At 62.9% G+C, this 21,617-nt stretch carries 17 protein-coding genes and 1 pseudogene; 7 read left to right on the top strand and 11 right to left on the bottom strand.

Annotation, left to right across the window (positions count from 1 at the left end; all coding sequences use genetic code 11):
- Window positions 1–26 precede the first annotated feature (26 nt).
- On the top strand, window positions 27–1,175 hold the full coding sequence (locus RHM60_RS01755; RefSeq protein ID WP_209981374.1) for an aldose epimerase family protein: 1,149 nt from the start codon (window positions 27–29) through the stop codon (window positions 1,173–1,175).
- A gap of 202 nt (window positions 1,176–1,377) precedes the next feature.
- Here the strand turns inward: RHM60_RS01755 and araH are convergent, their stop codons facing one another.
- From araH to RHM60_RS01720, 7 genes are read right to left on the bottom strand one after another with little or no spacing between them, the layout of a single operon-like run.
- Complete coding sequence (gene araH, locus RHM60_RS01750) at window positions 1,378–2,346, bottom strand: L-arabinose ABC transporter permease AraH (RefSeq protein ID WP_322213398.1); 969 nt, start codon at window positions 2,344–2,346, stop codon at window positions 1,378–1,380.
- A 9-nt stretch (window positions 2,347–2,355) separates the two neighbouring features.
- Window positions 2,356–3,858: an L-arabinose ABC transporter ATP-binding protein AraG gene (araG, locus tag RHM60_RS01745; protein ID WP_322213397.1), complete on the bottom strand. Its 1,503-nt coding sequence runs from the start codon at window positions 3,856–3,858 to the stop codon at window positions 2,356–2,358.
- Window positions 3,855–4,859 carry a substrate-binding domain-containing protein gene (locus tag RHM60_RS01740; RefSeq protein WP_015372308.1) on the bottom strand — a complete coding sequence of 335 codons (1,005 nt, stop codon included), beginning with the start codon at window positions 4,857–4,859 and terminating at the stop codon, window positions 3,855–3,857. Before RHM60_RS01740 ends, araG begins: the two co-directional genes overlap by 4 nt.
- A gap of 46 nt (window positions 4,860–4,905) precedes the next feature.
- Window positions 4,906–5,769 carry an SMP-30/gluconolactonase/LRE family protein gene (locus RHM60_RS01735; RefSeq protein ID WP_209981370.1) on the bottom strand — a complete coding sequence of 288 codons (864 nt, stop codon included), beginning with the start codon at window positions 5,767–5,769 and terminating at the stop codon, window positions 4,906–4,908.
- 22 nt (window positions 5,770–5,791) lie between these two features.
- The gene (locus tag RHM60_RS01730; RefSeq protein WP_209981368.1) at window positions 5,792–7,372 is read right to left on the bottom strand and encodes an aldehyde dehydrogenase (NADP(+)); all 1,581 of its coding nucleotides are present in this window, start codon (window positions 7,370–7,372) and stop codon (window positions 5,792–5,794) included.
- Window positions 7,373–7,385: 13 nt separating this feature from the next.
- The gene (gene araD1 / locus RHM60_RS01725; protein WP_322213396.1) at window positions 7,386–8,378 is read right to left on the bottom strand and encodes an AraD1 family protein; all 993 of its coding nucleotides are present in this window, start codon (window positions 8,376–8,378) and stop codon (window positions 7,386–7,388) included.
- A 15-nt stretch (window positions 8,379–8,393) separates the two neighbouring features.
- On the bottom strand, window positions 8,394–9,716 hold the full coding sequence (locus RHM60_RS01720) for an MFS transporter (protein WP_322213395.1): 1,323 nt from the start codon (window positions 9,714–9,716) through the stop codon (window positions 8,394–8,396).
- A 192-nt stretch (window positions 9,717–9,908) separates the two neighbouring features.
- Between RHM60_RS01720 and RHM60_RS01715 the strand changes: the two genes are divergently transcribed.
- Entirely contained in the window at window positions 9,909–11,645 is a 1,737-nt protein-coding gene (locus RHM60_RS01715) for an IlvD/Edd family dehydratase (RefSeq protein WP_322213394.1), read from the top strand.
- A gap of 48 nt (window positions 11,646–11,693) precedes the next feature.
- The gene (locus RHM60_RS01710; protein ID WP_209981361.1) at window positions 11,694–12,416 is read left to right on the top strand and encodes a FadR/GntR family transcriptional regulator; all 723 of its coding nucleotides are present in this window, start codon (window positions 11,694–11,696) and stop codon (window positions 12,414–12,416) included.
- A gap of 215 nt (window positions 12,417–12,631) precedes the next feature.
- Here RHM60_RS01710 and RHM60_RS01705 read toward each other — a convergent pair whose 3' ends face one another.
- Window positions 12,632–14,764 carry a TonB-dependent receptor gene (locus tag RHM60_RS01705; RefSeq protein WP_322213393.1) on the bottom strand — a complete coding sequence of 711 codons (2,133 nt, stop codon included), beginning with the start codon at window positions 14,762–14,764 and terminating at the stop codon, window positions 12,632–12,634.
- A 203-nt stretch (window positions 14,765–14,967) separates the two neighbouring features.
- Window positions 14,968–16,059, bottom strand: a complete 1,092-nt coding sequence (locus RHM60_RS01700) for an NADH:flavin oxidoreductase/NADH oxidase (protein ID WP_209981355.1) — start codon at window positions 16,057–16,059, stop codon at window positions 14,968–14,970.
- Between the two features lie 93 nt (window positions 16,060–16,152).
- Between RHM60_RS01700 and RHM60_RS01695 the strand changes: the two genes are divergently transcribed.
- The gene (locus RHM60_RS01695) at window positions 16,153–16,452 is read left to right on the top strand and encodes an ArsR/SmtB family transcription factor (RefSeq protein ID WP_209981353.1); all 300 of its coding nucleotides are present in this window, start codon (window positions 16,153–16,155) and stop codon (window positions 16,450–16,452) included.
- A gap of 1 nt (window position 16,453) precedes the next feature.
- On the opposite strand, the gene RHM60_RS01690 is transcribed toward RHM60_RS01695, so the two are convergent.
- Window positions 16,454–17,512 carry a GGDEF domain-containing protein gene (locus RHM60_RS01690; protein ID WP_231421846.1) on the bottom strand — a complete coding sequence of 353 codons (1,059 nt, stop codon included), beginning with the start codon at window positions 17,510–17,512 and terminating at the stop codon, window positions 16,454–16,456.
- A gap of 26 nt (window positions 17,513–17,538) precedes the next feature.
- Window positions 17,539–18,375: a hypothetical protein gene (locus RHM60_RS01685; protein ID WP_231421845.1), complete on the bottom strand. Its 837-nt coding sequence runs from the start codon at window positions 18,373–18,375 to the stop codon at window positions 17,539–17,541.
- A 262-nt stretch (window positions 18,376–18,637) separates the two neighbouring features.
- On the opposite strand from RHM60_RS01685, the gene RHM60_RS01680 reads away from it, so the two are divergent.
- From RHM60_RS01680 to RHM60_RS25575, 3 genes and pseudogenes are all read left to right on the top strand, one after another.
- A complete protein-coding gene (locus RHM60_RS01680) occupies window positions 18,638–19,528 on the top strand; it encodes a bestrophin family protein (RefSeq protein ID WP_209981346.1) in 891 nt (296 codons plus the stop codon).
- A 140-nt stretch (window positions 19,529–19,668) separates the two neighbouring features.
- Window positions 19,669–20,703, top strand: a pseudogene (locus RHM60_RS25580) (cache domain-containing protein); the annotation flags it as partial.
- 54 nt (window positions 20,704–20,757) lie between these two features.
- Window positions 20,758–21,612 (top strand): methyl-accepting chemotaxis protein, encoded by an 855-nt coding sequence (locus tag RHM60_RS25575; RefSeq protein ID WP_373460615.1) that lies wholly within the window; start codon window positions 20,758–20,760, stop codon window positions 21,610–21,612.
- Window positions 21,613–21,617: the final 5 nt, after the last annotated feature.

Here is a 21,617-nt window from a genome sequence, read left to right as displayed (position 1 = left end):
TCAAAACAACAAAAGGAAGTTCGACCATGAAGCACCCTCGATACCTGCTCTCCGGCCTCGCCCTGTCCATGCTGGTTGCCAGTGGCGGCGCCCAGGCAGCCGGCCTGAGCAGCGAGCACAAGCCGTTCGGCAAGACCCATGACGGCACGCCCGTCGAACAGTACATTCTGCGCAACAGCCACGGCATGCAAGCCACGGTCATCACCTACGGCGGCGTGTTGCAGTCGTTGAAGGTGCCGGACAAGCACGGCAAGGTCGAGGACGTGGTGCTCGGGTTTGATGACGTGCAAGGCTACCAGGCCGGCACCGCGTTCTTTGGCGCGACCATCGGGCGTTTCGGCAACCGCCTGGCCGGCGGCGCCTTTGAACTCGACGGCAAGCGCTTCCAGGTGCCGCTCAACGATGGCCCCAACTCGCTGCATGGCGGCGCCCAGGGCTTCGACAAGCATGTGTGGAAAGCGGCGCAGGTCAAGGACAAGGACTCGGTGGGCGTCACCCTCACCTACCTGTCCAAGGATGGCGAAATGGGCTTCCCCGGCAACCTGAAGACCGAAGTCACCTACCGCCTCAATGACAAAAACGAACTGCACATCGACTACAAGGCAACCACCGACAAACCCACGGTGCTCAACCTCACCAACCACAGCTACTTCAACCTGGCCGGCGCGGGCAATGGCGACATCCTCAAGCAGGTTGCCACCCTGCACGCCAGCCACTACACGCCGGTGAATGCCACGCTGATTCCGACCGGCGAACTGGCGCCGGTGGCGGGCACGCCGATGGACTTCCTCAAACCCACGCCTATCGGCCAGCACATCAAGGACGATCACCCGCAGCTCAAGTTCGCCGAGCCCAAGCAAGGCGGGTTCGACTTCAACTGGGCGCTGGATACCAAGGGCGACGTCAGGCAACTGGCTGCCGAGGTGCATGACCCCGAGTCGGGCCGCCGTCTGCAGCTCTACACCAGCGAGCCGGGAGTACAGTTCTACACCAGCAACTTCCTTGATGGTTCGGTGAAGGGCAAGGCCGGCAAGACGTACCTGCACTGGAGCGGGTTTACCCTGGAGACCCAGCATTTTCCGGATGCGCCCAACCAGCCCAACTTTGCCTCGACCCGCTTGAACCCGGGGCAGACCTATACCCAGAACACAATCTTCAAATTCTCCGCCGATTGAAACTGTGGGAGGGGGCTTGCTCCCGATGGCGGTGGGTCAGCGACTGATGTGCTGACTGATTCACCGCTATCGGGAGCAAGCCCCCTCCCACATTGGTTCCTCGTAAGGCTTGAGGTCAGCGTTGCTTCATGGTCGTTGAATCCAGGACCAACACTGGCTTCAAACCCTCCCCCTCCCACATTTGCCTCATACGATTCTGAGATCAGCGTTGCTTCATGCGGTCGATGACCACCGCCAGCAACAGGATCGAGCCGCGGATCACGTATTGATAAAACGTGTCGATGTTCTTCAGGTTCATCGCGTTTTCGATGATCGCCAGAATCAGCACCCCGGCAATCACGTGGCGGATCATGCCGATGCCGCCGCTCAGCGATACCCCGCCCAGCACGCAGGCGGAAATTACCGTCAGCTCGAAACCCTGGCCGATCATCGGCTGGCCCGAGGTCATGCGCGAGGCGAGGATCACGCCGGCCAGGGCGCCGATCAGGCCGTGCACGGCGAAGATGATGATCTTGGTGCGATCAACATTGACCCCCGCCAACAGCGCCGCTTCCGGGTTGCCGCCGATGGCCATGGTGTTGCGCCCGTAGGTGGTGTAGTTGAGCAGCCAGCCGAAGAACACAAAGCACACGATGGTGATCAGGATCGGCACCGGCACGCCCAGCAACTGGCCGTTGCCGAAGATGAAGAACTGATCCTGGGACACGCCCACCGCCTTGCCGTCGGCAAAGATATAGGCCAGGCCGCGCACGATCTGCATGGTCGCCAGCGTGGTGATCAACGCATTGACCCGCAGCTTGGCGATCACGATGCCGTTGATCAGCCCCACCAGCAGGCCCATCCCCAGGGCGGCGCCGATGCCCAGCATCACGCTGTCGGTGTCGCGCATCACAATGGCCGCGACCACGCCGGCGCAGGCGATCACCGAGCCCACCGATAAATCGAAGTGCCCCGACGCCAGGCAGAACAGCATGGTGCAGGCGGCGATGCCCACCGTGGAAATCGCCAGGCCCAGGCCGCGCATGTTCAGCGGCGAGAGGAAGTTGTCGATGAGCAAGGCGCACAGCACGAAGATGCTCACCGCCGCCAGCAGCATCGCCCAGTTATCCAGCAGCGCGCGCAGGTCCAGGGGTTTGCGCACTTTGGGCAGCGCGTTGTCTTGGGTCGTCATAGTCGTCTCTCAGTGGGCCGGGCCGCGCGGCAAGGCCAGCTGCAGCAAGTTGGATTCAGTGGCGTGTTCACGCCGTTGTTCGCCGCGCAGGGCGCCTTCGCACAGCACCAGGATGCGGTCGGAAATCCCCATCACTTCCATCAGGTCACTGGACACCACGATCACCGCAATGCCGCTGGCGGCCAGGTTATGGATGATCTGGTAGATCTCCGACTTGGCGCCGATGTCGATGCCCCGCGTCGGCTCATCGAGCAGCAGCACCTTCATCGGCATCGACAGCCAACGGCCGAGAATGGCCTTCTGCTGATTGCCGCCGGACAGGTACATGATTTTCTGCTCGGCGTTGGGCGTCTTCACCTTCATCGCCTGGATCTGCTGGCCGGCGTTGCCCTTCTCCCACTTCTCGCGCAGCAGCCAGCCAAACGCGGCATGGGCGCCACGGGCGCTGATGTTGATGTTTTCCGCCACGCTGGACAGCGGAATGATGCCTTCCTTCTTGCGGTCTTCCGGGCACAGCAGCACGCCGGCGTCGATGGCATCGCGCGGTGAGCGCAGGTGCAGGGTTTCGCCGCACAGCTCCAGCTGCCCTGCGGTGCTGCGTTCCAGCCCGGAGAGCAGCCGAAACAGCTCGGTGCGCCCTGCCCCCACCAGCCCGAACAGCCCGAGAATCTCGCCCTTGCGCACCTCGAAGCTGACCGGCTCACGCAAACCCGGGCCGAGCAGACCGTCGACCTTGAGCGCCACCTCACCGTGCTCGCGCGGGCGGTAGTCGTAGATGTCCTGGATATCGCGCCCGACCATGCAGGTCACCAACTGGTCGTGGGTCAGCGCGCTCATGTCCTCGAACGTGCGCACGTAGCGCCCGTCCTTGAACACCGTGACCGCGTCGCAGATGCGGAACACCTCTTCCATGCGATGCGACACGTAGAGCACCACTTTGCCCTCATCGCGCAGGCGCGCGATGATCGCCATCAGCCGGTCGATTTCCCGCGCCGAGAGGCTGCTGGTGGGTTCATCGAAGGCGATCACATGGGCGCCACGGGACAGCGCCTTGGCGATTTCCACCAGTTGGCGCTGGCCCAGGGACAGGCGGCCGAGCTTTTCATCCGGGTCGATTTCATCGGCCAGGCCCTTGAGGCAGGCCAGCGCCTGCTTGCGCAGCAGGCCGCCGTTGACCACGCCCAAGCGCGACGGCAGGTGCCCAAGGAACAGGTTCTCCGCCACGCTCATTTCCGGCACCAGGTGCAGTTCCTGGTGAATCACCGCCACGCCGCTGGCAATGCTGTCAGCGGCGCATTTGAAGGCCATGGTCTGCGCGCCGATCTGCACCGAGCCACTGCTGGGAATGTAGGCGCCGCCGAGGATTTTCAGCAGCGTCGACTTGCCCGCGCCGTTCTCGCCCATCAGCGCATGCACCTGGCCCGGCTGGGCGGTAAAGCAGATGCCGTCCAGCGCCTTGACCCCGGGAAAGGTTTTGCCGATACCCTCAAAACGCAGGGCGGCCGCACTCATTTCCACAGCCCGATTTTGGTCAGTTCTTCCTTGAAGTTTTCCCGGGTGATCAGCGTCACTTCGTCCATCGCCGTGTATTTCGGCGGTTCGGTGCCCTTGGTGACCCACTCGTACATCATCAGCGCTGTGTTGTAGCCCTCGATGTGCGGGCTGGGCAGCATCGAGCCGAAGAAACCGCTGTTGGCCTTCTTCAATTCGCCGATGGCGTCGGTGCCGTTGATGCCGATGCCGATCACGTTGGCCGCCGCAAACCCGGCGCTTTCCGTGGCGCGCACGCCGCCGAGCACGGTGTTGTCGTTCATGCCGCCGATGATCAGGTTTTTCGCGCCGCTGGGCAGCTTGACCAGCGCCGAGTTGGTGGCGTCCATGCTGCCCGGAACGTCGAGGGTTTTCAGCGCGGCAGTGAGGATATGGTCCTTGGGAATGCCGGCTTCTTCGAGGGATTTGATCGAACCGTCGGTGCGTTTTTTACCGGTGTCGAGCTCGTTGAAGGTGTTGATCACCGCGTAGGTGTCCTTCCAGTCCCAGCCACGTTTTTTCGCTTCGGCGGCCATCGCGGCGCCCTGCTTCTGGCCCACTTCGAACGCGGCCATGCCCAGGTACGGCACGTCTTCCATGAACGCGCCCTTGGCGTCGACGAAACGGTCGTCCACGGCAATCACCTTGAGGCCGTTGGCCTTGGCCTTGGCGACGATGGCCGGGCCGAGGGACACGTCCGGCGGGCAGATCACAAAGCCCTTGGCGCCGTTGGCGGCCAGGCTGTCGATGGCCGAGAGGGTTTTCTCGCCATCGGGCACGGCGATCTTGATCACGGTGAAACCGTGTTCCTTGCCGGCTTTTTCGGCGAAGGCCCATTCGGTCTGGAACCAGGGCTCTTCGGCCTGTTTGACCAGGAAGCCGATTTTTACTTCTTCAGCAGCCAGCAGCAGGCCGCTCAGGCTCATGGCCGACACCGCGACAGCGGCGCAGCACAGGGAACGCAAACCACGACGACGATTCATAGGGTGACTCCTTGTTGTTGTTTTTGAATGTTCGTTTTTTCAAGGTTTATCCGGCAAAGCGGTGACAGGGCTTGCCTGGCACGTCGACCTCCATGGCCAGCACCGCCCCATCCAGCGGATGGCCCAAGGGGCTGGCGGCACTGGTGATGTACAACGTAGTGAGATCCGGCCCGCCGAACACGCAACTGGTGGGGCGACTGACGGGCAGTTCGACGATACGGTCGACCTCCCCGGCAGGCGTCAGGCGCAGCAGACAACTGCCGTCCCAACGCGCGTTCCAGATATAGCCGTCGGCGTCCATGGCCGAGCCGTCGGGCCCGCCGCGCGCGTGCGGGCCGAACCACAGCTGCGCCGGCTCAAGCTGACCGTCCGCCTGGATGCCATGCCGATACAGCGTGGCGTCCAGGCTGTCGCCAAAATGCACCTGACGGCCGTCGTCGCTCCACAGCAAGGTGTTGGGAATGCCCAGCCCGCTCAGCAGCGGCGTGACCGTCGCATCGGCATCGATGCGAAACAGCCCGCCGGAACGCCGGGTGATGGGCAGGTCCTCACCCTGCTCGCCGATGTTGTTCTGCATGGTGCCCAGCCACAGCCGGCCCTGGGCATCGCAGCGCGCTTCATTGCCACGGTTGCCCGCCTGCGGGTCGGCCACGCACAGCAGGGTCAGCGCCTCGGTGACCAGGTCCAGGCGATACACGCCACTGCTCAAGGTCACCAGCGCGTCGCCGCTTTCGCACGGGATAAACGCCGAGACGTGCTCGGGCAATTGCCACACCTGCAGTTGCCCGCCCATCAGGCGCAGGGCCTGTTTGCCGGCGATATTCACCCAGTACAGCGCCTGGGTGGGCGCGTCCCAGAATGGCCCCTCGCCCAACTGCGCACGGTGCGGGGTAACGGCGATAAACGACATGACGCCTCCTGATCCGGGTTGTTTACAGCGCCTCGCGCGACGGCGTGCCGTCCACCAGCCGCTGGATACGCAGCGGATTGGCATTCTTCAGCGCCTCGGGCAGCAGGCTGTCAGGGTAGTTCTGGAAACACACCGGACGCAGGAAGCGGTCGATGGCCAGGGTGCCGACCGAGGTGCCACGCGCATCGGACGTCGCCGGGTACGGGCCACCGTGCACCATCGAATCGCACACCTCCACGCCGGTCGGATAGCCGTTGAGCAGGATGCGCCCGACTTTCTGTTCCAGCAGGGGCGTGAGCTCGGCGAACTGTTGCAGGTCGGCCGGCTCGCCGATCACCGTCGCCGTCAGTTGACCGTGCAGGCCGTGCAGGGCGGCGCTGAGTTGTGCCTGGTCGGCCACTTCGACGAACACCGTGGTGGGACCGAACACTTCTTCCTGCAGGACTTCATCGCCGTCGATCAGCAACTGCGCATCGGCCTTGAACAACTGCGGTTGGGCTTGATTGCCGGCCTGCGCGGTGCCTGCCAGATGCTGGATGCCCGGGTGTGCGAAAAGTTTTTCCAGGCCCTTGCCGTAGCTGCCCAGGGTGCCGGCATTGAGCATGGTTTGCGCCGGTTGCTCACCGATCAACTGCGCCACCTGCCGAGTGAATGCGGTAAAGGCCGGCGACGCAATGCCGATCACCAGGCCCGGGTTGGTGCAGAACTGGCCGCACCCCTGCACCACCGAGGCGGTCAGGTCGCGGGCGACGGTTTCGGCGCGGGCTGCGAGGGCCTGGGGCAGCACGATCACCGGGTTGATGCTCGACATCTCGGCAAACACCGGGATCGGTTGCGCACGCGCCGCCGCCATGTCGCACAGTGCGCGGCCACCCTTGAGCGAACCGGTAAAGCCCACGGCCTGGATCGCCGGGTGCTTGACCAGGGCTTCGCCGACGCCACCGCCGAAGATCATATTGAACACACCGGCCGGCATCTCGGTGGCCTCGGCCGCACGGATGATCGCGTTGGCCACCTGCTCGGCCGTGGCCATGTGGCCGCTGTGGGCCTTGAACACCACCGGGCAACCGGCCGCCAGCGCTGCGGCGGTGTCGCCGCCGGCGGTGGAGAATGCCAGTGGGAAGTTGCTTGCCCCGAACACCGCGACCGGGCCGAGGCCGATGCGGTATTGGCGCAGGTCCGGACGCGGCATGGGCTGGCGGTCCGGCAGTGCCTTGTCGATACGCGCACCGTAGAAATCACCTCGGCGCAGCACGGTGGCGAACAGGCGCATCTGGCCGCTGGTACGCCCGCGCTCGCCCTTGATACGCGCGGCCGGCAGTGCGGTTTCGCGGCATACCAGTTCAATGAAGTTGTCGCTCAACCCGTCCAGCTCATCGGCGATGGCATCGAGAAACTGCGCACGGCGCGCGGCGCTCAAGGCACGGTAAGCCGGGTAAGCCTGGGCGGCGGCCAGGGCGGCGGCGTCGACCTCTTCGGGGGTGGCCTGGTAGAAATCCTGGGGCAAGGCCTCGCCGGTGGTCGCGTCGACGCTGTGCAGCTTGACGCTGCCGTTGGCGCTGCGCTGGCCGCCGATGTAATTGTGGCCGAGGAACTGGGTCATGGTGAGGTCTCCTTTAAAGGGTGATGACGTTGCCGGGTTCGAATGCCGCGGCACTGCTGCCGACACGGTTGACCAGCGGCGCGCCGAATTCGGCCTGGCTGATCTCGAACACATCGCCGGCCTGGGTACGTATACCGTCGGCGAATGACAGCGTGGCGGTGCCGAAGAAATGAATGTGCACGTCGCCGGGCTTGAGGAACTGGCGGTACTTGAAGTGGTGGTATTCGAGGTTTTCCAGGCTGTGGCACATATTGGCCTCACCGCTGAGGAATTCGTTCCGCCAGATTTCTTCGCCGTTGCGCAGGATGCGGCTGGTGCCGGCCAGGTGCTGGGGCAGCTCGCCCACGCGCAACTCCGGGCCGTAGCTGCAACTGCGCAGTTTGGAATGGGCCAGGTAGAGGTAGTTCTTGCGCTCCATGATGTGGTCGGAGAACTCATTGCCCACCGCAAACCCCAGGCGATACGGCTTGCTGTCGGGGCCGATGACGTACAGGCCGCCGATCTCCGGTTCTTCACCGGCGTCTTCGGCGAACGGCGGCAACGGGAAGGCCTCGCCCGGGCGCACCACGGTGCTGCCGTCGCCCTTGTAGAACCACTCTGGCTGCACGCCCGCCTGACCGGCTGCGGGTTTGCCGCCCTCCACGCCCCATTTGAAGATGCGCATGGTGTCGGTCATCGCGCCTTCGTCGCCGGCCTGCTGGTGCATCTTGTCGCGCGCCGAGGCGCTGCCCAGGTGGGTCAGGCCGGTGCCGCTGATCAGCATATGCGCCGGGTCCGGGTGGTCCAGCGGCGGCAGGATCTTCAGGTCGGCGAGCAGCGCCGGGTAATCATGGCGGTCGCCCAGGCCCAGGCGCTCGACGTGCTGCGCCAGGCCCACGCCTGCGTCGATGGCCGCCAGGGCCAATTCGCGCACGCTGTGGGCGCCCTGCACTTCACGCAACGTGTCGCCATCGACAACACCGACGCGACGCTCACCGTTGCGCAATTCGAACTGGACTAAACGCATATCTGTTCTCCTGAGTTAATTACGTGTGGCGCCACGGGCGCTGGCGGCGAACTGGTCGGCAGGCAGTACATGCCGGCGCTCGAGCAGACGATAGACCACCAGGGTCAGCACCAGCCCGAACAGCATCACCGCAGACAAAAAATACAGGCCCGACGCCAGATTACCGGTGTATTCCTTCAGCGCGCCGATCACGAACGGGCCGATGTAGCCACCGAGGTTGCCCACTGAGTTGATCAGCGCAATGCCCGCCGCCGCACTGGCGCCGGCAAAGAACCGCCCCGGCAAGGTCCAGAAGACTGCCGTGCAGGAAAACATCGCGAATGCCGCCAGGCACAGCGCGGCCATCTGCAGCACCGGCGCATTCAGCCACGCGCTGAAGAACAGGCCGATGGCACCCAGCACATAAAGCACAGCGAGGTGGCCGTAGCGATCATTCAAACGGTCGGAACTGCGCGGAATCAGCAGCAGGCCGATGATGCCGAACAGATAGGGCACGGCGGAGATGAAACCGGTGGTGAGGTCGCTGCCGCCGAACTGCTTGATCAGGGTCGGCAGCCACAAGCCCAGGCCGTAGATGCTCAAGGTCACCGGCAGATAAAACAGCGCCAGCAGCAACACGCGCGTGTCCTTGAGGGCGTGCAGCGGGTTGCCGTGACGGGTCTGGCCGTAGGCTTGCAGGTCTTTGTGCAGTTCGCCGCTGAGCCAGGCTTTTTCGTCCTCGCTCATCCACTTGACCTGGTGCGGGCCATCCGGCAGGTAGCGCAGCACCGGCCAGGTGAGCAGGATCGCCGGGGTGCCGATCACGATGAACAGCCATTGCCAGCCGTGCAGGCCGAGAATGCCGTCCATGCCGAGCAGGCCGCCGGACACGGGGCCGGTGATCATCATCGCAATGGGCTGGGACAGGATGAACAGCCCGAGGATCTTGCCGCGATGGCGCACCGGGAACCACTGGGTGATGTAATAGAGCACCCCGGGAAAGAAGCCCGCCTCCGCCGCGCCGAGCAGAAAGCGCATCACATAGAAGCTGTGCGGGCCTTGCACGAAGGCCATGCCGATGGTGATGACGCCCCAGGTGATCATGATCCGCGCGAACCAGCGCCGCGCGCCGAAGCGGTCGAGCATCAGGTTGCTGGGAATCTCGAACAGGAAGTAGCCAATGAAGAACAGCCCGGCGCCCAGGCCATAGGCCGCGTCGCCGATACCCACGTCGGCGCCCATGTGCAGCTTGGCAAAGCCCACGGCGGAACGGTCCACGTAGGCAATCAGGTACAGCAGGATCAGGAAGGGAATCAGTTTCAGCGTAATGCGCCGAACAAGCCGCAGTTCCTGGCTCATGGGGGTCGATCTCCGATTGTTGTTCTTATAGAAGCTCGGGGACGCCTCTGACGAAAAAACGCCAGGGTCATACCTCAATTCAAGCTGACTATATAGTAGGACTATTTACAAAACAACACTTCCAAAGCTGCGAATTTGCGCTTATGTTTAGCCGCAGATAGAACATATAGTCATACAATAAGAGAATCGATCATGTCTGATAAAAAGCCCGGCCTACGCTCCGCCCAGTGGTTTGGTACTGCCGACAAAAACGGCTTCATGTACCGCAGCTGGATGAAGAATCAGGGCATTGCCGACCATCAGTTCCATGGCAAGCCGATCATCGGTATCTGCAATACCTGGTCGGAGCTGACCCCGTGCAACGCGCATTTCCGCCAGATTGCCGAGCATGTCAAACGCGGCGTGATCGAGGCCGGTGGTTTCCCGGTGGAGTTTCCGGTGTTCTCCAATGGTGAATCCAACCTGCGCCCCACCGCCATGCTCACGCGCAACCTGGCGAGCATGGACGTGGAAGAAGCGATTCGCGGCAACCCGATTGACGGCGTGGTGCTGCTGACCGGTTGCGACAAGACCACCCCGGCGCTGTTGATGGGCGCCGCCAGTTGTGACGTGCCGGCCATCGTGGTCACCGGCGGGCCGATGCTCAACGGCAAGCACAAGGGTCAGGACATCGGCTCGGGCACCGTGGTGTGGCAGCTCAGTGAACAGGTCAAGGCCGGTACTATTACCCTGGATGATTTCCTCGCGGCCGAAGCCGGCATGTCGCGCTCGGCGGGCACCTGCAACACCATGGGCACCGCCTCGACCATGGCCTGCATGGCCGAGGCGCTGGGCACTTCACTGCCGCACAACGCGGCGATTCCGGCGGTGGATGCGCGACGTTATGTGCTGGCGCACATGTCCGGCATGCGCGCGGTGGAGATGGTGCGCGAAGACTTGCGGCTGTCGAAGATCCTCACCAAGGAAGCGTTTGAAAACGCAATTCGCGTGAACGCGGCCATCGGCGGTTCGACCAACGCGGTGATTCACTTGAAGGCCATTGCCGGGCGCATCGGTGTGGAGCTTGACCTCGACGACTGGACCCGCATCGGCCGGGGCATGCCGACCATCGTCGACCTGCAGCCGTCGGGGCGCTTCCTGATGGAAGAGTTCTACTACGCCGGCGGCCTGCCGGCGGTGCTGCGCCGGCTGGGTGAAGCCAATCTGATCCCGCACCCGAACGCGCTCACCGTCAACGGCAAGTCCCTGGGCGAAAACACCAAGGACTCGCCGATCTACGGCCAGGACGAAGTGATCCGTACCCTCGACAACCCGATCCGCGCCGACGGCGGCATTTGCGTGCTGCGGGGTAACCTGGCGCCGCTGGGTGCGGTGCTCAAGCCCTCGGCGGCGAGTGCCGAGTTGATGCAGCATCGCGGCCGCGCGGTGGTGTTCGAGAACTTCGACATGTACAAGGCGCGCATCAACGACCCGGACCTGGACGTGGATGCCAATTCGATTCTGGTCATGAAGAACTGCGGGCCCAAGGGTTATCCGGGCATGGCGGAAGTGGGCAACATGGGCCTGCCGGCCAAGCTGCTGGCCCAGGGCGTGACGGACATGGTGCGTATTTCCGACGCACGCATGAGCGGCACCGCGTACGGCACGGTGGTGTTGCACGTGGCCCCTGAAGCCGCTGCGGGCGGGCCGCTGGCCACGGTGCAGGAAGGTGACTGGATCGAACTGGACTGCGCCAATGGCCGCCTGCACCTGGACATCTCCGACGCCGAGCTGGCAGCGCGCATGGCTGACCTCAAGCCTGTGCAGAACCTGATCGTCGGCGGCTATCGCCAGCTGTACATCGACCATGTATTGCAGGCGGACCAGGGCTGCGACTTCGACTTTCTGGTGGGTTGCCGCGGCGCGGAAGTCCCACGGCATTCCCATTAATCGGGATGCTATGATGCGCCGAATCTAAGCCAGAGCCTGCCTGTCGTTATGGATCACCAGCCGCCCAAGCCGCGCAAAAGCATGCATGCCCAGATCGTTCAGGACTTGGGCATGCACATCGTTTCCGGTCGCTTCAAGCCCGAAGAGCGGCTGCCCATGGAAGCCACGCTGTGCGAGGAATACAAGGTCAGCCGTTCGGTCCTGCGTGAGGCCACCCGGGTGCTGAGCGCCAAGGGTCTGGTGTATTCCAAGCCCCGGGTGGGCGCGGTGGTGCGACCCCGGCTGAAGTGGCACCTGCTCGACCCGGACGTGCTGTCCTGGTTGATGCAGTCCACGCCCCACAGTGAGTTTTTCAACACACTGGCTGGCGTGCGGCGCATCCTCGAACCGGAAATCGCCGCGATGGCCGCGACCACTGCCACCGACGAAGACATCGCCGGCATCGAGCAGGCCTACCAGGGCATGGAAACCGCGAAAACCCACGAGCAGCTGTTGCAGGCCGACCTGGACTTTCACCGCGCCATCGCCGACGCCACGCGCAACGACCTGCTCGCCTACATGTGCAACATGCTGTCGCTGCCGTTGCGCGAATCGATCAACATTACCAACCGCCGTCCGGATATCCAGGGCCTGAGTCTGCCCCGGCACAAGGCGATCCTCACCGCAATCCAGAACCGCGACGCCCTGGGCGCACGGCACGCCTCGCTGGTGCAGCTGGATGACACCCGTGTGGCGCTGGATACAGTGATGAACGTGTTGACGCCGCTTTAGACTGGCTCCCGGCCCTGTGGGAACAGGGTTGTCGTGGCGAGCAGGCTTGTCCTGCGTTGGGCTGCGCAGCGGCCCCAAGACCACACTGTGCAGTATCAGGTACACCGTGTTTTCCCTGATTGGGGGCGCTTCGCACCCCAACGCGGGGCAAGCCCGCTCGCCACAGCAAGCCTACTTGCCACAGCAAGCCCGTTCGTCATAGGGATAGCTCAGGGTCAGAGGGTGTAGGAGATCCCCACCTGCACGGTGCGCGGTTCACCCGGATACGCATAGAAGTTCAGGAACGAGCCTTCTTCATACTCCTTGTTGAACAGGTTCTTCACGTCCAGGTTCAGCCTGACCTTTTCGTTGACCTTGTAGTAACCAAGCAGGTCGACCACGGTGTAAGAGCCCATGGTGAACGTCGAGTTGCTGGTCTGCCCGGCGCGCTCGGCGACGTATTTGCCGCCTGCGCCCAGCCCCAGCCCCTTGAGCGTGCCGTCCTGGAACTCATACACGTTGAGCAGGCTGAAGCTGTTGCGCGGGATGTTGGCCAGGCGCGTGCCGGTGCGCACCGTGGTGTCCTTGGTGACGGCGGCATCCACGTAGGCATAGCCGCCGATCACCCGCCATTGCGGCGTCAGGTTGCCGGCCACGTTGAGGTCAAACCCGCGACTGCGCACCTGGCCCGTCGCAACGTTGAAGGCTGAGTCGAGCGGGTCGGTGCCCTGCACGTTTTTCTTCTCGATCTGGTAGATCGCCGCGTCAACGCTCAACTGCTCCAGCGCCTCCCACTTGAGCCCCATCTCATAGGACTTGCCCTGCTCCGGATCGAATCCGCCACCCAGGCGGCTGGCTCCGGTGTTGGGTTTGAACGAACGCGCGGCATCGGCGTACAGGGCTACGGTGTCGGTCAGGTCATACAGGATGCCGACCCGTGGGGTGACGGCGTTGTCGGCCGCGTCCCAGGGTTTCACGCCCGGCACATAGGACGTGTACTGATGCTCGAAACGCTCGAAGCGCGCACCGGCCAACACACGCAGGCGTTCGGTCAACGCCACCTGGTCCTGGACGAAGACGGCGTAGGTCTTGAGGTTTTCCTTGTCGTGGGTGGGGGTGCGGGTCAGCGCTGGACGCGGCTGGCCGTAGACCGGATTGAAGATGTCGATGGGGAACGCACCCGTCGCCGCGCTGGAACGCTGGATGATCGACTTGTAGTCGTAGTCTTCGTACTCGACACCGGTCAGCAGCGTGTGCTCGAAACCGCCGGTGGAGAAGTGCCCGGTCAGGTTGAGCTGGTAATCCTGGTCGGTCCATTCCAGCTTGCGGTAGTTGAAGTTGCGCTGCAGGGTGCGGCCGTCGGCGCCCAGGCTCTTGGGATCGTTCGCCTCGACGCCGTCGCCCTTCATGGTGCCGTCCAGCCACTGGACACCGCCGCCGAGGGTCCAGTTGTCGTTGAGCATGTGCTCGAAACGCAGCTGGGCCATGTTGTTGTCGTTGTGCAGGTCACCGGCGTACTTTTCGCCCCAGAAGGTGTCGCGCGACGGCGTGCTGCGCTGGTTGGCGAAGCGCGTCAGGCCACGATCCAGCGGGTGATTGTTGCGGATGAAGTCGCCTTCGAAGATCACCTTGGTCGCGTCGTTGGCCTGCCAGGTCAGCACCGGGGCCACGCCGTAGCGTTCGGTGGATACGTGGTCGCGGAAAGTGTCGCCGCCCTCGCCCACCACGTTCAGGCGATAGGCCAGGCGGCCTTCTTCATCCAGCGGGCCGGACGCATCGAGGGTGCCGCGCTTCATGCCCTGGTCATCGAGCTGACTGCCAAGGGTGACGGTGCGCTCGGCCAAGGGTTGCTTGGAGACCACGTTGAAAGTGCCGCCGGGATCGCCGCGGCCGTAGAGCATGGTCGCCGGCCCACGCAGCACTTCCAGGCGTTCGATGGTGTTGGCGTCCGGCATGGCCGGGTAGCCACGGTTGATCGGGAAACCGTTGCGGTAGAACTCGGCAGTGGTAAAGCCGCGCACGGTGAAGCTGGTGAGGCCCTGACCGCCAAAGTTGTTCGCCCGACCCACACCGCTGGCATAGTCAAGGGCTTCCTGCAGGCGCGTGGCGCCGATGTCTTCGACCACATCCTTGGGCACCACGCTGATGGACTGCGGGGTTTCATGAATCGAGGTGTCGGTACGCGTCGCACTGGCCGAGCGGGTGGCGCGGTAGCCCTTGACCGGCCCCTGCGCGGTTTCGTAGTCGGCCGCGCCGGTCACATTGGTAGCTTGCAGCTCGATACTGGCCTTGTCGGCGGGAGCATCTTCTGCCCAGGTGAACGGAGAAAACGCCTGAAGCACACAGATGGAAATCAGGGTACGACGCATGGATAACGAACCTAGTAAAGAGCCAGATGGGACGGCATCCCTGCCAATTTCGAGGCGCATGGTATATCAATGCATTCTCGTTTGACATGCATTCTCATTTGTTATTTTTCTTGTGTCCACTTTGTATCAAAGGTTCTACCAAACAAAATCCACGCAAAAAAAAGCCACTCGATCGAGTGGCTCATGCAGCGGTACAGCTCGCCTTAGCGATAGCGCTCCAGCCAATGCGCGTAAGGCGCGGGCAAGGTCCACGAGGCTTTTTCCACACCCAGTTCCTTGGCGGCAAAATACGCCCAGTGCGGGTCGGCCAGGTGCGCGCGGCCTACCGAGACGAGGTCCAGCTGGCCATTTTGCAACGCAGCTTCAGCCAGGTCCGGCGTGCCGAAGCCCCAGGCCGAGGTCACTGGAATACCGGCTTCGCGGCGTACGCGCTCGGCCACCGGCCCAAGGAACGCCGGGCCCCATGGGATGTTGGTGTCAGGAATGGTGAAACCTACGCTGACGCTGAGCAAATCCAGGCCACCGGCCTTGAAGCGGCGGGCCAGCTCGATGGATTCGGTGAGGGTCTGCTCGTCGCGGCCGTCGTATTCGATCACGCCGAAACGCGCGGTCAGCGGCAGGTTCTCCGGCCAGACTTCACGCACGGCGGCCAGGGTTTCAAGGAGGAAACGGCTGCGGTTGTCGAAGCTGCCGCCGTAGGCGTCGGTACGCTGGTTGGAATGCTCGGAGAAGAAGCTCTGGCCCAGATAGCCATGGGCGAAGTGCAGCTCGATCCACTCAAAGCCGGCGTCACGGGCGCGGCGCGCGGCGTCGACGAAGTCCTGCTTGACGCGGGCAATGTCGTCCAGGGTCATGGCGCGCGGAACGTTGGGCAGGTTGGCACCGAAGGCAATCGCCGAAGGCGCAATGGTTTCCCAGCTACGCGGGTCGGAGGGTGGCATGTGGTCATCGCCTTCCCACGGGCGGTTGGCACTGGCCTTGCGGCCGGCGTGGGCGATCTGGATGCCCGGCACGGCACCGGCGGCCTTGATCGCCTTGACCATCGGCACGAAAGCCTGGGCGTGGGCATCGCTCCAGATACCGGCGCAGCCTGGCGTGATGCGCCCTTCCGGTGACACTGCGGTGGCCTCGACCACCAGCAACCCGGCGCCGCCACGGGCCATGCTGGCCAGGTGCACGAGGTGCCAATCATTAACCATGCCGTCATCGGCGCTGTATTGGCACATTGGAGGGATCGCAATGCGGTTGCGCAGTGTCACATCCTTGAGCGTGAACGGTTCGAACAGTGCAGTCATCGGGAAACTCCAGAAGTGAAGTGGGTAATTCGATAGTTCGATGGTAATCGAACTATGGTATTCGGCGCTACCCCCCTGTTATCATCCGCCGCCATGCGAGCCTTCAAACACCCAGCCCTGCAAGACCTCACACTCGAGCGCCTGCTGTATGCCCTGAGTGATCCCGTGCGCCTGGATATCGTGCGCTGCCTGGCCGGCGTGCCGGAGGCCTCCTGCGGCGAACTGGACGGTGGGCGCCCCAAGTCGAGCATGTCCCACCATTTCCGCGTGCTGCGTGACGCCGGGCTGGTGCACACCCGCAGCGTCGGCACCACTCACATGAACTCGCTGCGCCGCGAGGAACTGGAGACGCGCTTTCCCGGGCTGCTGGCGAGCATCCTGGCCCAGGGCTGATTCAGACCCTGGTGGTGACGCGAGTGTCCGCGTCACCGCACTGCTCCCGCACCGGCGCGCCGTCCAGATAGACACAGTCCTTGCCATTGCGCTTGGCCATATACAGGTTGCGGTCGGCATTCTTGAGCACCGTCGACATGTCCGCTCCCGCCGCGAAGCCGGTCATGCCCGCGCTGCAGGTGTAATGATGGGGCGGCGCAACACTGCAGCGAATGTTGTGCAGCAGGCGCAACGCAAACGCACTGGCCACTGAAGGGTCGTCCCCCACCAGCAATACGCCGAATTCCTCACCGCCGATGCGGCCGAAACTGTGGCTGCCGGGTGTGGCCTTGAGGCAATCGGCCATGGCGCACAAAATCCGGTCGCCGACATCGTGGCCGAACTGGTCGTTCTTGAGCTTGAAACTGTCAATGTCCAGCATCAGGAAATAGCCGCTCTGCCCCGCAGCGATCAACTTGGCAAAACTCTCCATGAGTGCGCGCCGGTTGAGAATGGAGGTGAGGTAGTCCGTCTGCGCCAGCACGCGAAACTCGCTTTCCACCAGCAGCACGGAACGCAGGTTCTTCAGGTAGGAAAAACTCAGGATGAACCCGATCGACACCGACGCCGCGCAGAAGATGAACAGATAAACCTGCGCGCCCTCGTAGAACGACTCGGAGAGGATCGGCCACATCACCGCCCACACCAGCGCCGCGCAGAGCAAAAAGTCCTGTACCGAGATAAACAGCAGCGCGCTGCTGACCACCAGGGTCACCGCCAGCGGCAAGGCAAACACGCGCAGCTCCAGGTTGGCGCCGATCACATGGAAGAAACCCACGCACAGCAACACCATGTACACCACACCCAGCACACGCCAGACGAAAAAGTTGGTGGCCACACGGTGGTAGCCGCACACCAGCAGCAGCCCCAGCGTGACCAGCCCTTCCGCCATGCCGGCTGTCTTCAGCGGCCCGGCCAGCAACACGCCCAGCCAGGCGATGATGCCGATCAGTTCGGCTTGAGTCACCGCCGGAGACAACAGACGTTGCATGCGCGGCCTGAGTTTCACGTTATTCGGCATCCCTTGACTCTCCGTGCGCTGGCGGTCTATGTGCGGCTGACATGACTCAGTTTAAGACTGTGCAAGCAAGTGGCAAATGAATACGCCATGAATCTTCGGACCAGGTTTATAAAGGATGGCAGCACTTCCAATTGGGTTTTCGAATGCACCTTGAAATACCCCCGATCAGCGCCTTCCTGTACGAGGCGAATAACATGGGTCTTGGACACGGACAGTTGTTCGGCGATGGACAAATAGGAGGACACGCGGAAACTTGCCCCCGAATTATCCGGTGCACAGGCATCGTTATAAATCGCCAGCATCAACATATGCCCGGCATCGCGCTTGACCAGCCAATAACAGTCAGGCAACAACAGATCAATCGACAGGTCATTGCCGAGCAGGGTCGCATAACCCTTGAAATAACGGGACAGGTAAGCGTGATCATCCAACTGCTCCACACCCGCAAAAATGTCCTGTCCGGCGCACATCAGCTGCGTCGGTTCCACCACCGACCTGAGCAGTAACCTGACCTCCTGACAGGCCTGGGGCGACGGGCCGAATACCCGCAGACGGCTGTCATCCGGGTGCCCCGCCACCTTCATGAACCCCAATGCGCGAAACAGCAGGAATATCGACTCAAGACTGTTCCGGGAAGAAAAGCCGCGCGCCACACAAAACTCTTTGACCTCGGACAGTAACGGCACCGGTTTGGAAAAATAGGTGCCGAGCAACGTAAACGACACCATCAAACGGTTGAACTTCAAAGCCGTCTTATAAAAAAATGCTCTTTTTGCATAGGTCTCCAGCAACATCTTGTAATGAATACGCATGCAAGCGTCAAACTCCACATGCTGCTCAAACGCTTGCACCGACTCTTCCATCGCCAACTTCAACGAACTGCCACACATGAGAAAAAGCCCTGATCAAACAACTTGGATGCACTGATCTCAATTGCAGTACCGATAATGGCGTTTTGCCTTGAGCGCAATCTATAGTGATTAAACAAGCGGACCGCGTCGTTACCAAAATTGTTCCGAAACTGCCTAAGTGGCTTAACCGATTCAGTCCCCTGCCGAACCTTCCCCGCACGCTGGCGTCCGAGCTAGAGCATAGTCGCTCACCGCCCCGCCGCGAGGTCCTCATTTGAAAGCCGCCATCCTCAAAAAATACCGCCTGATCATCAAGACCATGGGCTACGTGGGCTGGTCCCTGTTCTGGCTGCTGTTGTGGGATATCGCCGTGACGGTGGACTTCATGCTGTTCCTCAACGCCAAGGTCAACCTGCCGCTGATGCCGCTCACGCTGCTGGGTTCGGCGTTGATCGTGCTGATCAGCTTTCGCAACAGCAGCGCCTACAACCGCTGGTGGGAAGCGCGCACGCTGTGGGGGGCGATGGTCAACAATTCGCGCAGTTTCGCGCGCCAGGTGCTGACCCTGCTTGACGACCCCGGCAGTGACGTGAACCCGATCAAGTCCACCTTGCTGCGCCGGCATGTGGCCTATGTGAACTGCCTGGCCGCTCACCTGCGGGGCAAGCCATGCCCGGATGAGGTCCGTGCGTTTATTCCCGCCGAAGAATTCGCGCGCAATGGCGCCACCAACAACTTTGCCAATGACATTCTCACCGGCTCCGCAGCGATACTGTCGCGCGAATACAAGGCCGGGCACCTGGACAGCATTCGCCTGGCGCGGATCGAATCGACGATGGTCGATCTGTCCAACGCCCAGGGCGGCATGGAGCGCATCGCCAATACGCCACTGCCCTACCCCTATGTGTACTTTCCACGGTTGTTCATCTCGCTGTTCTGCCTGATCGTGCCGGTGGGCCTGGTGGAATCCCTGGGTTGGTTCACACCGCTGGCGTCCACCGTGGTGGGCTTCATGCTGCTGGCCATCGAGCGCATCGGCACCGACCTGCAAAGCCCGTTCCGCTCCAGCGAACACCAGATCCAGATGGAAGCCATCTGCGAAACCATCGAGAAAAACCTGCAATCGATGCGCCGTGACACCCTCGCCGACTCCACCCCCGGCTGATCCACCACTCTCCTCAAGTGAATGCCCCCTCGGTCGATAAACCGGGGGTACGCATGGCAATCTCCCCTCAAAACAAACCATGCGACATTCAGCGCTAGCGTTTCCCCTTGCCAAAACTATAAATATCCGCGGGTGAAGTCATGAATATCAAGCAGAAGCTGACCTGGGCGTTCGCGGCTATCGCGTGCGTGCCGGTGATCCTCGTCGCGGTGTTGGTCGTGCTCAATGTGCGCGAGGGGGCCAAGGCCAATTTCCTCGACAGCAGTGGCCGCGAAATCCGTCAGATCGACAATGGCATGAAGCAGTTTTTCGACGGCATCAGTCAGAACGTCGACTACCTGGCCAAGGACCCACGCATGGTCGCGGCCAAGGATCTCAAGAGCTACGTGGGCGCCGACGCGGCGAAAATCCCGCTGACCCCGACCAATCAGGAACTGCTGGCGATTTTCGACCAGTTCGCCAAAAGCCATGCCAGCACCGCCTACCTGTCTCTGGGCTTGAGCGACGGCGGCTACGCCAGTTGGCCGGATGACCCCAAGATCAGCAACTACGACCCGCGCCTGCGCCCCTGGTACCAGGCCGCCGTCGCCGCGCCAGGCACCACCGTGCGCACGGGCGCCTATTACTGGGCGGCAGACGATGTGACGCTGATCGGCACCGTGCACACCGTCGCCGATGCCGCCGGCAAGATCGTCGGCGTGGTTGGCCTGGATGTGTCACTCAAGCAGCTCACCGAACTGGTGCGCAACATCAAGCTGGGCGACAGCGGCTACCTGATGCTGGTGGAAGCCAATGGCAACGTGCTGGTCGACCCCAGCGATGCCAAGCACAACTTCAAGCCCCTGGCCGAACTGGGCCCCAACTACGCGCAGCTGTCCAAGCGCGGCGACGGCGTGACTCAGGTCGAGATCGACGGCGTGCCCTACATGGCCAACGTGGTCAGCTCCAAAGACCTGGGCTGGCGCTTTATCGGCCTGATCAAACGTGACGAAGTGATGGCCGACGCCACCCGTCTCACCTGGTTGATCGCCGCCATTGCTGCCGCCCTCGCGATTGTCTTCGCCATCGTCGGCGCCAGTTTCGCCCGGGTGATCGTGCGCCCGATTCGCGGCGTGGCCGACGGCCTGCAGGAAATTGCCGAAGGTGAAGGCGACCTCACGCGCCAGCTCAAGGTGCAGGGCAAGGACGAAACCGCCATCCTCGCCGGCTGGTTCAACCAGTTCCTGGGCATGATCGCGCAGTTGGTGCAGCGCATCGGCAATGCGTCCGCCGACCTGCAAACCGCCGCCGCCGACACCAGCGATGTGGCCAACAACCTGAACCAGGCCGCCGGGCGCCAGCGTGAAGCGGTGGAACTGGTGAGCACCGCGTTCAACGAAATGGTGGCCACCGCCAACGAAGTCGCACGCTCCTGCAGCGCCGCCGCCGCGAGCGCCGACCAGGGCTACCGCGACGTGCACACCGGCGAGCAGCATATCGGCGAAGCCACCGGCAGCGTGCTCAAGCTCAGCGAAGACCTGCAGAAGTCGACCCATACCATGCAGTTGCTGGAGCAGGACAGCCACAACATCAACACCATCCTCGACACCATCCGCTCGATTGCCGAACAGACCAACCTGCTGGCGCTCAACGCCGCCATCGAAGCCGCGCGCGCCGGTGACCAGGGCCGTGGCTTTGCGGTGGTCGCCGACGAAGTCCGCGCCCTCGCGCGCCGCACGGCCGACTCCACCGGCGAAATCGACAGCCTGCTCGGCAACCTCGCCCGCCGCACCCAGGAAGTGACCCAGCAGATGCAGGGCAGCCTGCAGGTGTCACACACCAGCGTGGAGCGCATCCAGCAGGCCCGCGACAGCTTCGACAAGATCCGTGGCTCGGTGGATTCGATCCGCGACCAGAACACCCAGATCGCCACCGCCGCCGAGGAACAGCACCAGGTGGCCGAGGAGATCAACCGCCATATCGCGCAGATCCATGCCGATGCGCAGTTGGTCGAAGGCTTCGCGCATTCGGCGCAGACCGGTTCGGGGCGCTTGACGGATATTTCCGCGCAGCTCAAGGGGCTGGTGGGGCGCTTCAAGTTCTAGCCAGC

Source organism: Pseudomonas sp. MH9.3 (assembly GCF_034354675.1).
Classification (GTDB): domain Bacteria; phylum Pseudomonadota; class Gammaproteobacteria; order Pseudomonadales; family Pseudomonadaceae; genus Aquipseudomonas.
This window is presented reverse-complemented; position numbering and strand designations above follow the sequence as displayed.

What these genes read in the sequence shown, in the direction of transcription:
- RHM60_RS01755 (WP_209981374.1), top strand. Translation starts at nt 27, where the DNA reads ATGAAGCACCCTCGATACCTGCTCTCCGGCCTCGCCCTGTCCATGCTG.
- araH (WP_322213398.1), bottom strand. Translation starts at nt 2,346, where the DNA reads ATGACGACCCAAGACAACGCGCTGCCCAAAGTGCGCAAACCCCTGGAC.
- araG (WP_322213397.1), bottom strand. Translation starts at nt 3,858, where the DNA reads ATGAGTGCGGCCGCCCTGCGTTTTGAGGGTATCGGCAAAACCTTTCCC.
- RHM60_RS01740 (WP_015372308.1), bottom strand. Translation starts at nt 4,859, where the DNA reads ATGAATCGTCGTCGTGGTTTGCGTTCCCTGTGCTGCGCCGCTGTCGCG.
- RHM60_RS01735 (WP_209981370.1), bottom strand. Translation starts at nt 5,769, where the DNA reads ATGTCGTTTATCGCCGTTACCCCGCACCGTGCGCAGTTGGGCGAGGGG.
- RHM60_RS01730 (WP_209981368.1), bottom strand. Translation starts at nt 7,372, where the DNA reads ATGACCCAGTTCCTCGGCCACAATTACATCGGCGGCCAGCGCAGCGCC.
- araD1 (WP_322213396.1), bottom strand. Translation starts at nt 8,378, where the DNA reads ATGCGTTTAGTCCAGTTCGAATTGCGCAACGGTGAGCGTCGCGTCGGT.
- RHM60_RS01720 (WP_322213395.1), bottom strand. Translation starts at nt 9,716, where the DNA reads ATGAGCCAGGAACTGCGGCTTGTTCGGCGCATTACGCTGAAACTGATT.
- RHM60_RS01715 (WP_322213394.1), top strand. Translation starts at nt 9,909, where the DNA reads ATGTCTGATAAAAAGCCCGGCCTACGCTCCGCCCAGTGGTTTGGTACT.
- RHM60_RS01710 (WP_209981361.1), top strand. Translation starts at nt 11,694, where the DNA reads ATGGATCACCAGCCGCCCAAGCCGCGCAAAAGCATGCATGCCCAGATC.
- RHM60_RS01705 (WP_322213393.1), bottom strand. Translation starts at nt 14,764, where the DNA reads ATGCGTCGTACCCTGATTTCCATCTGTGTGCTTCAGGCGTTTTCTCCG.
- RHM60_RS01700 (WP_209981355.1), bottom strand. Translation starts at nt 16,059, where the DNA reads ATGACTGCACTGTTCGAACCGTTCACGCTCAAGGATGTGACACTGCGC.
- RHM60_RS01695 (WP_209981353.1), top strand. Translation starts at nt 16,153, where the DNA reads ATGCGAGCCTTCAAACACCCAGCCCTGCAAGACCTCACACTCGAGCGC.
- RHM60_RS01690 (WP_231421846.1), bottom strand. Translation starts at nt 17,512, where the DNA reads ATGCCGAATAACGTGAAACTCAGGCCGCGCATGCAACGTCTGTTGTCT.
- RHM60_RS01685 (WP_231421845.1), bottom strand. Translation starts at nt 18,375, where the DNA reads ATGGAAGAGTCGGTGCAAGCGTTTGAGCAGCATGTGGAGTTTGACGCT.
- RHM60_RS25575 (WP_373460615.1), top strand. Translation starts at nt 20,758, where the DNA reads ATGATCGCGCAGTTGGTGCAGCGCATCGGCAATGCGTCCGCCGACCTG.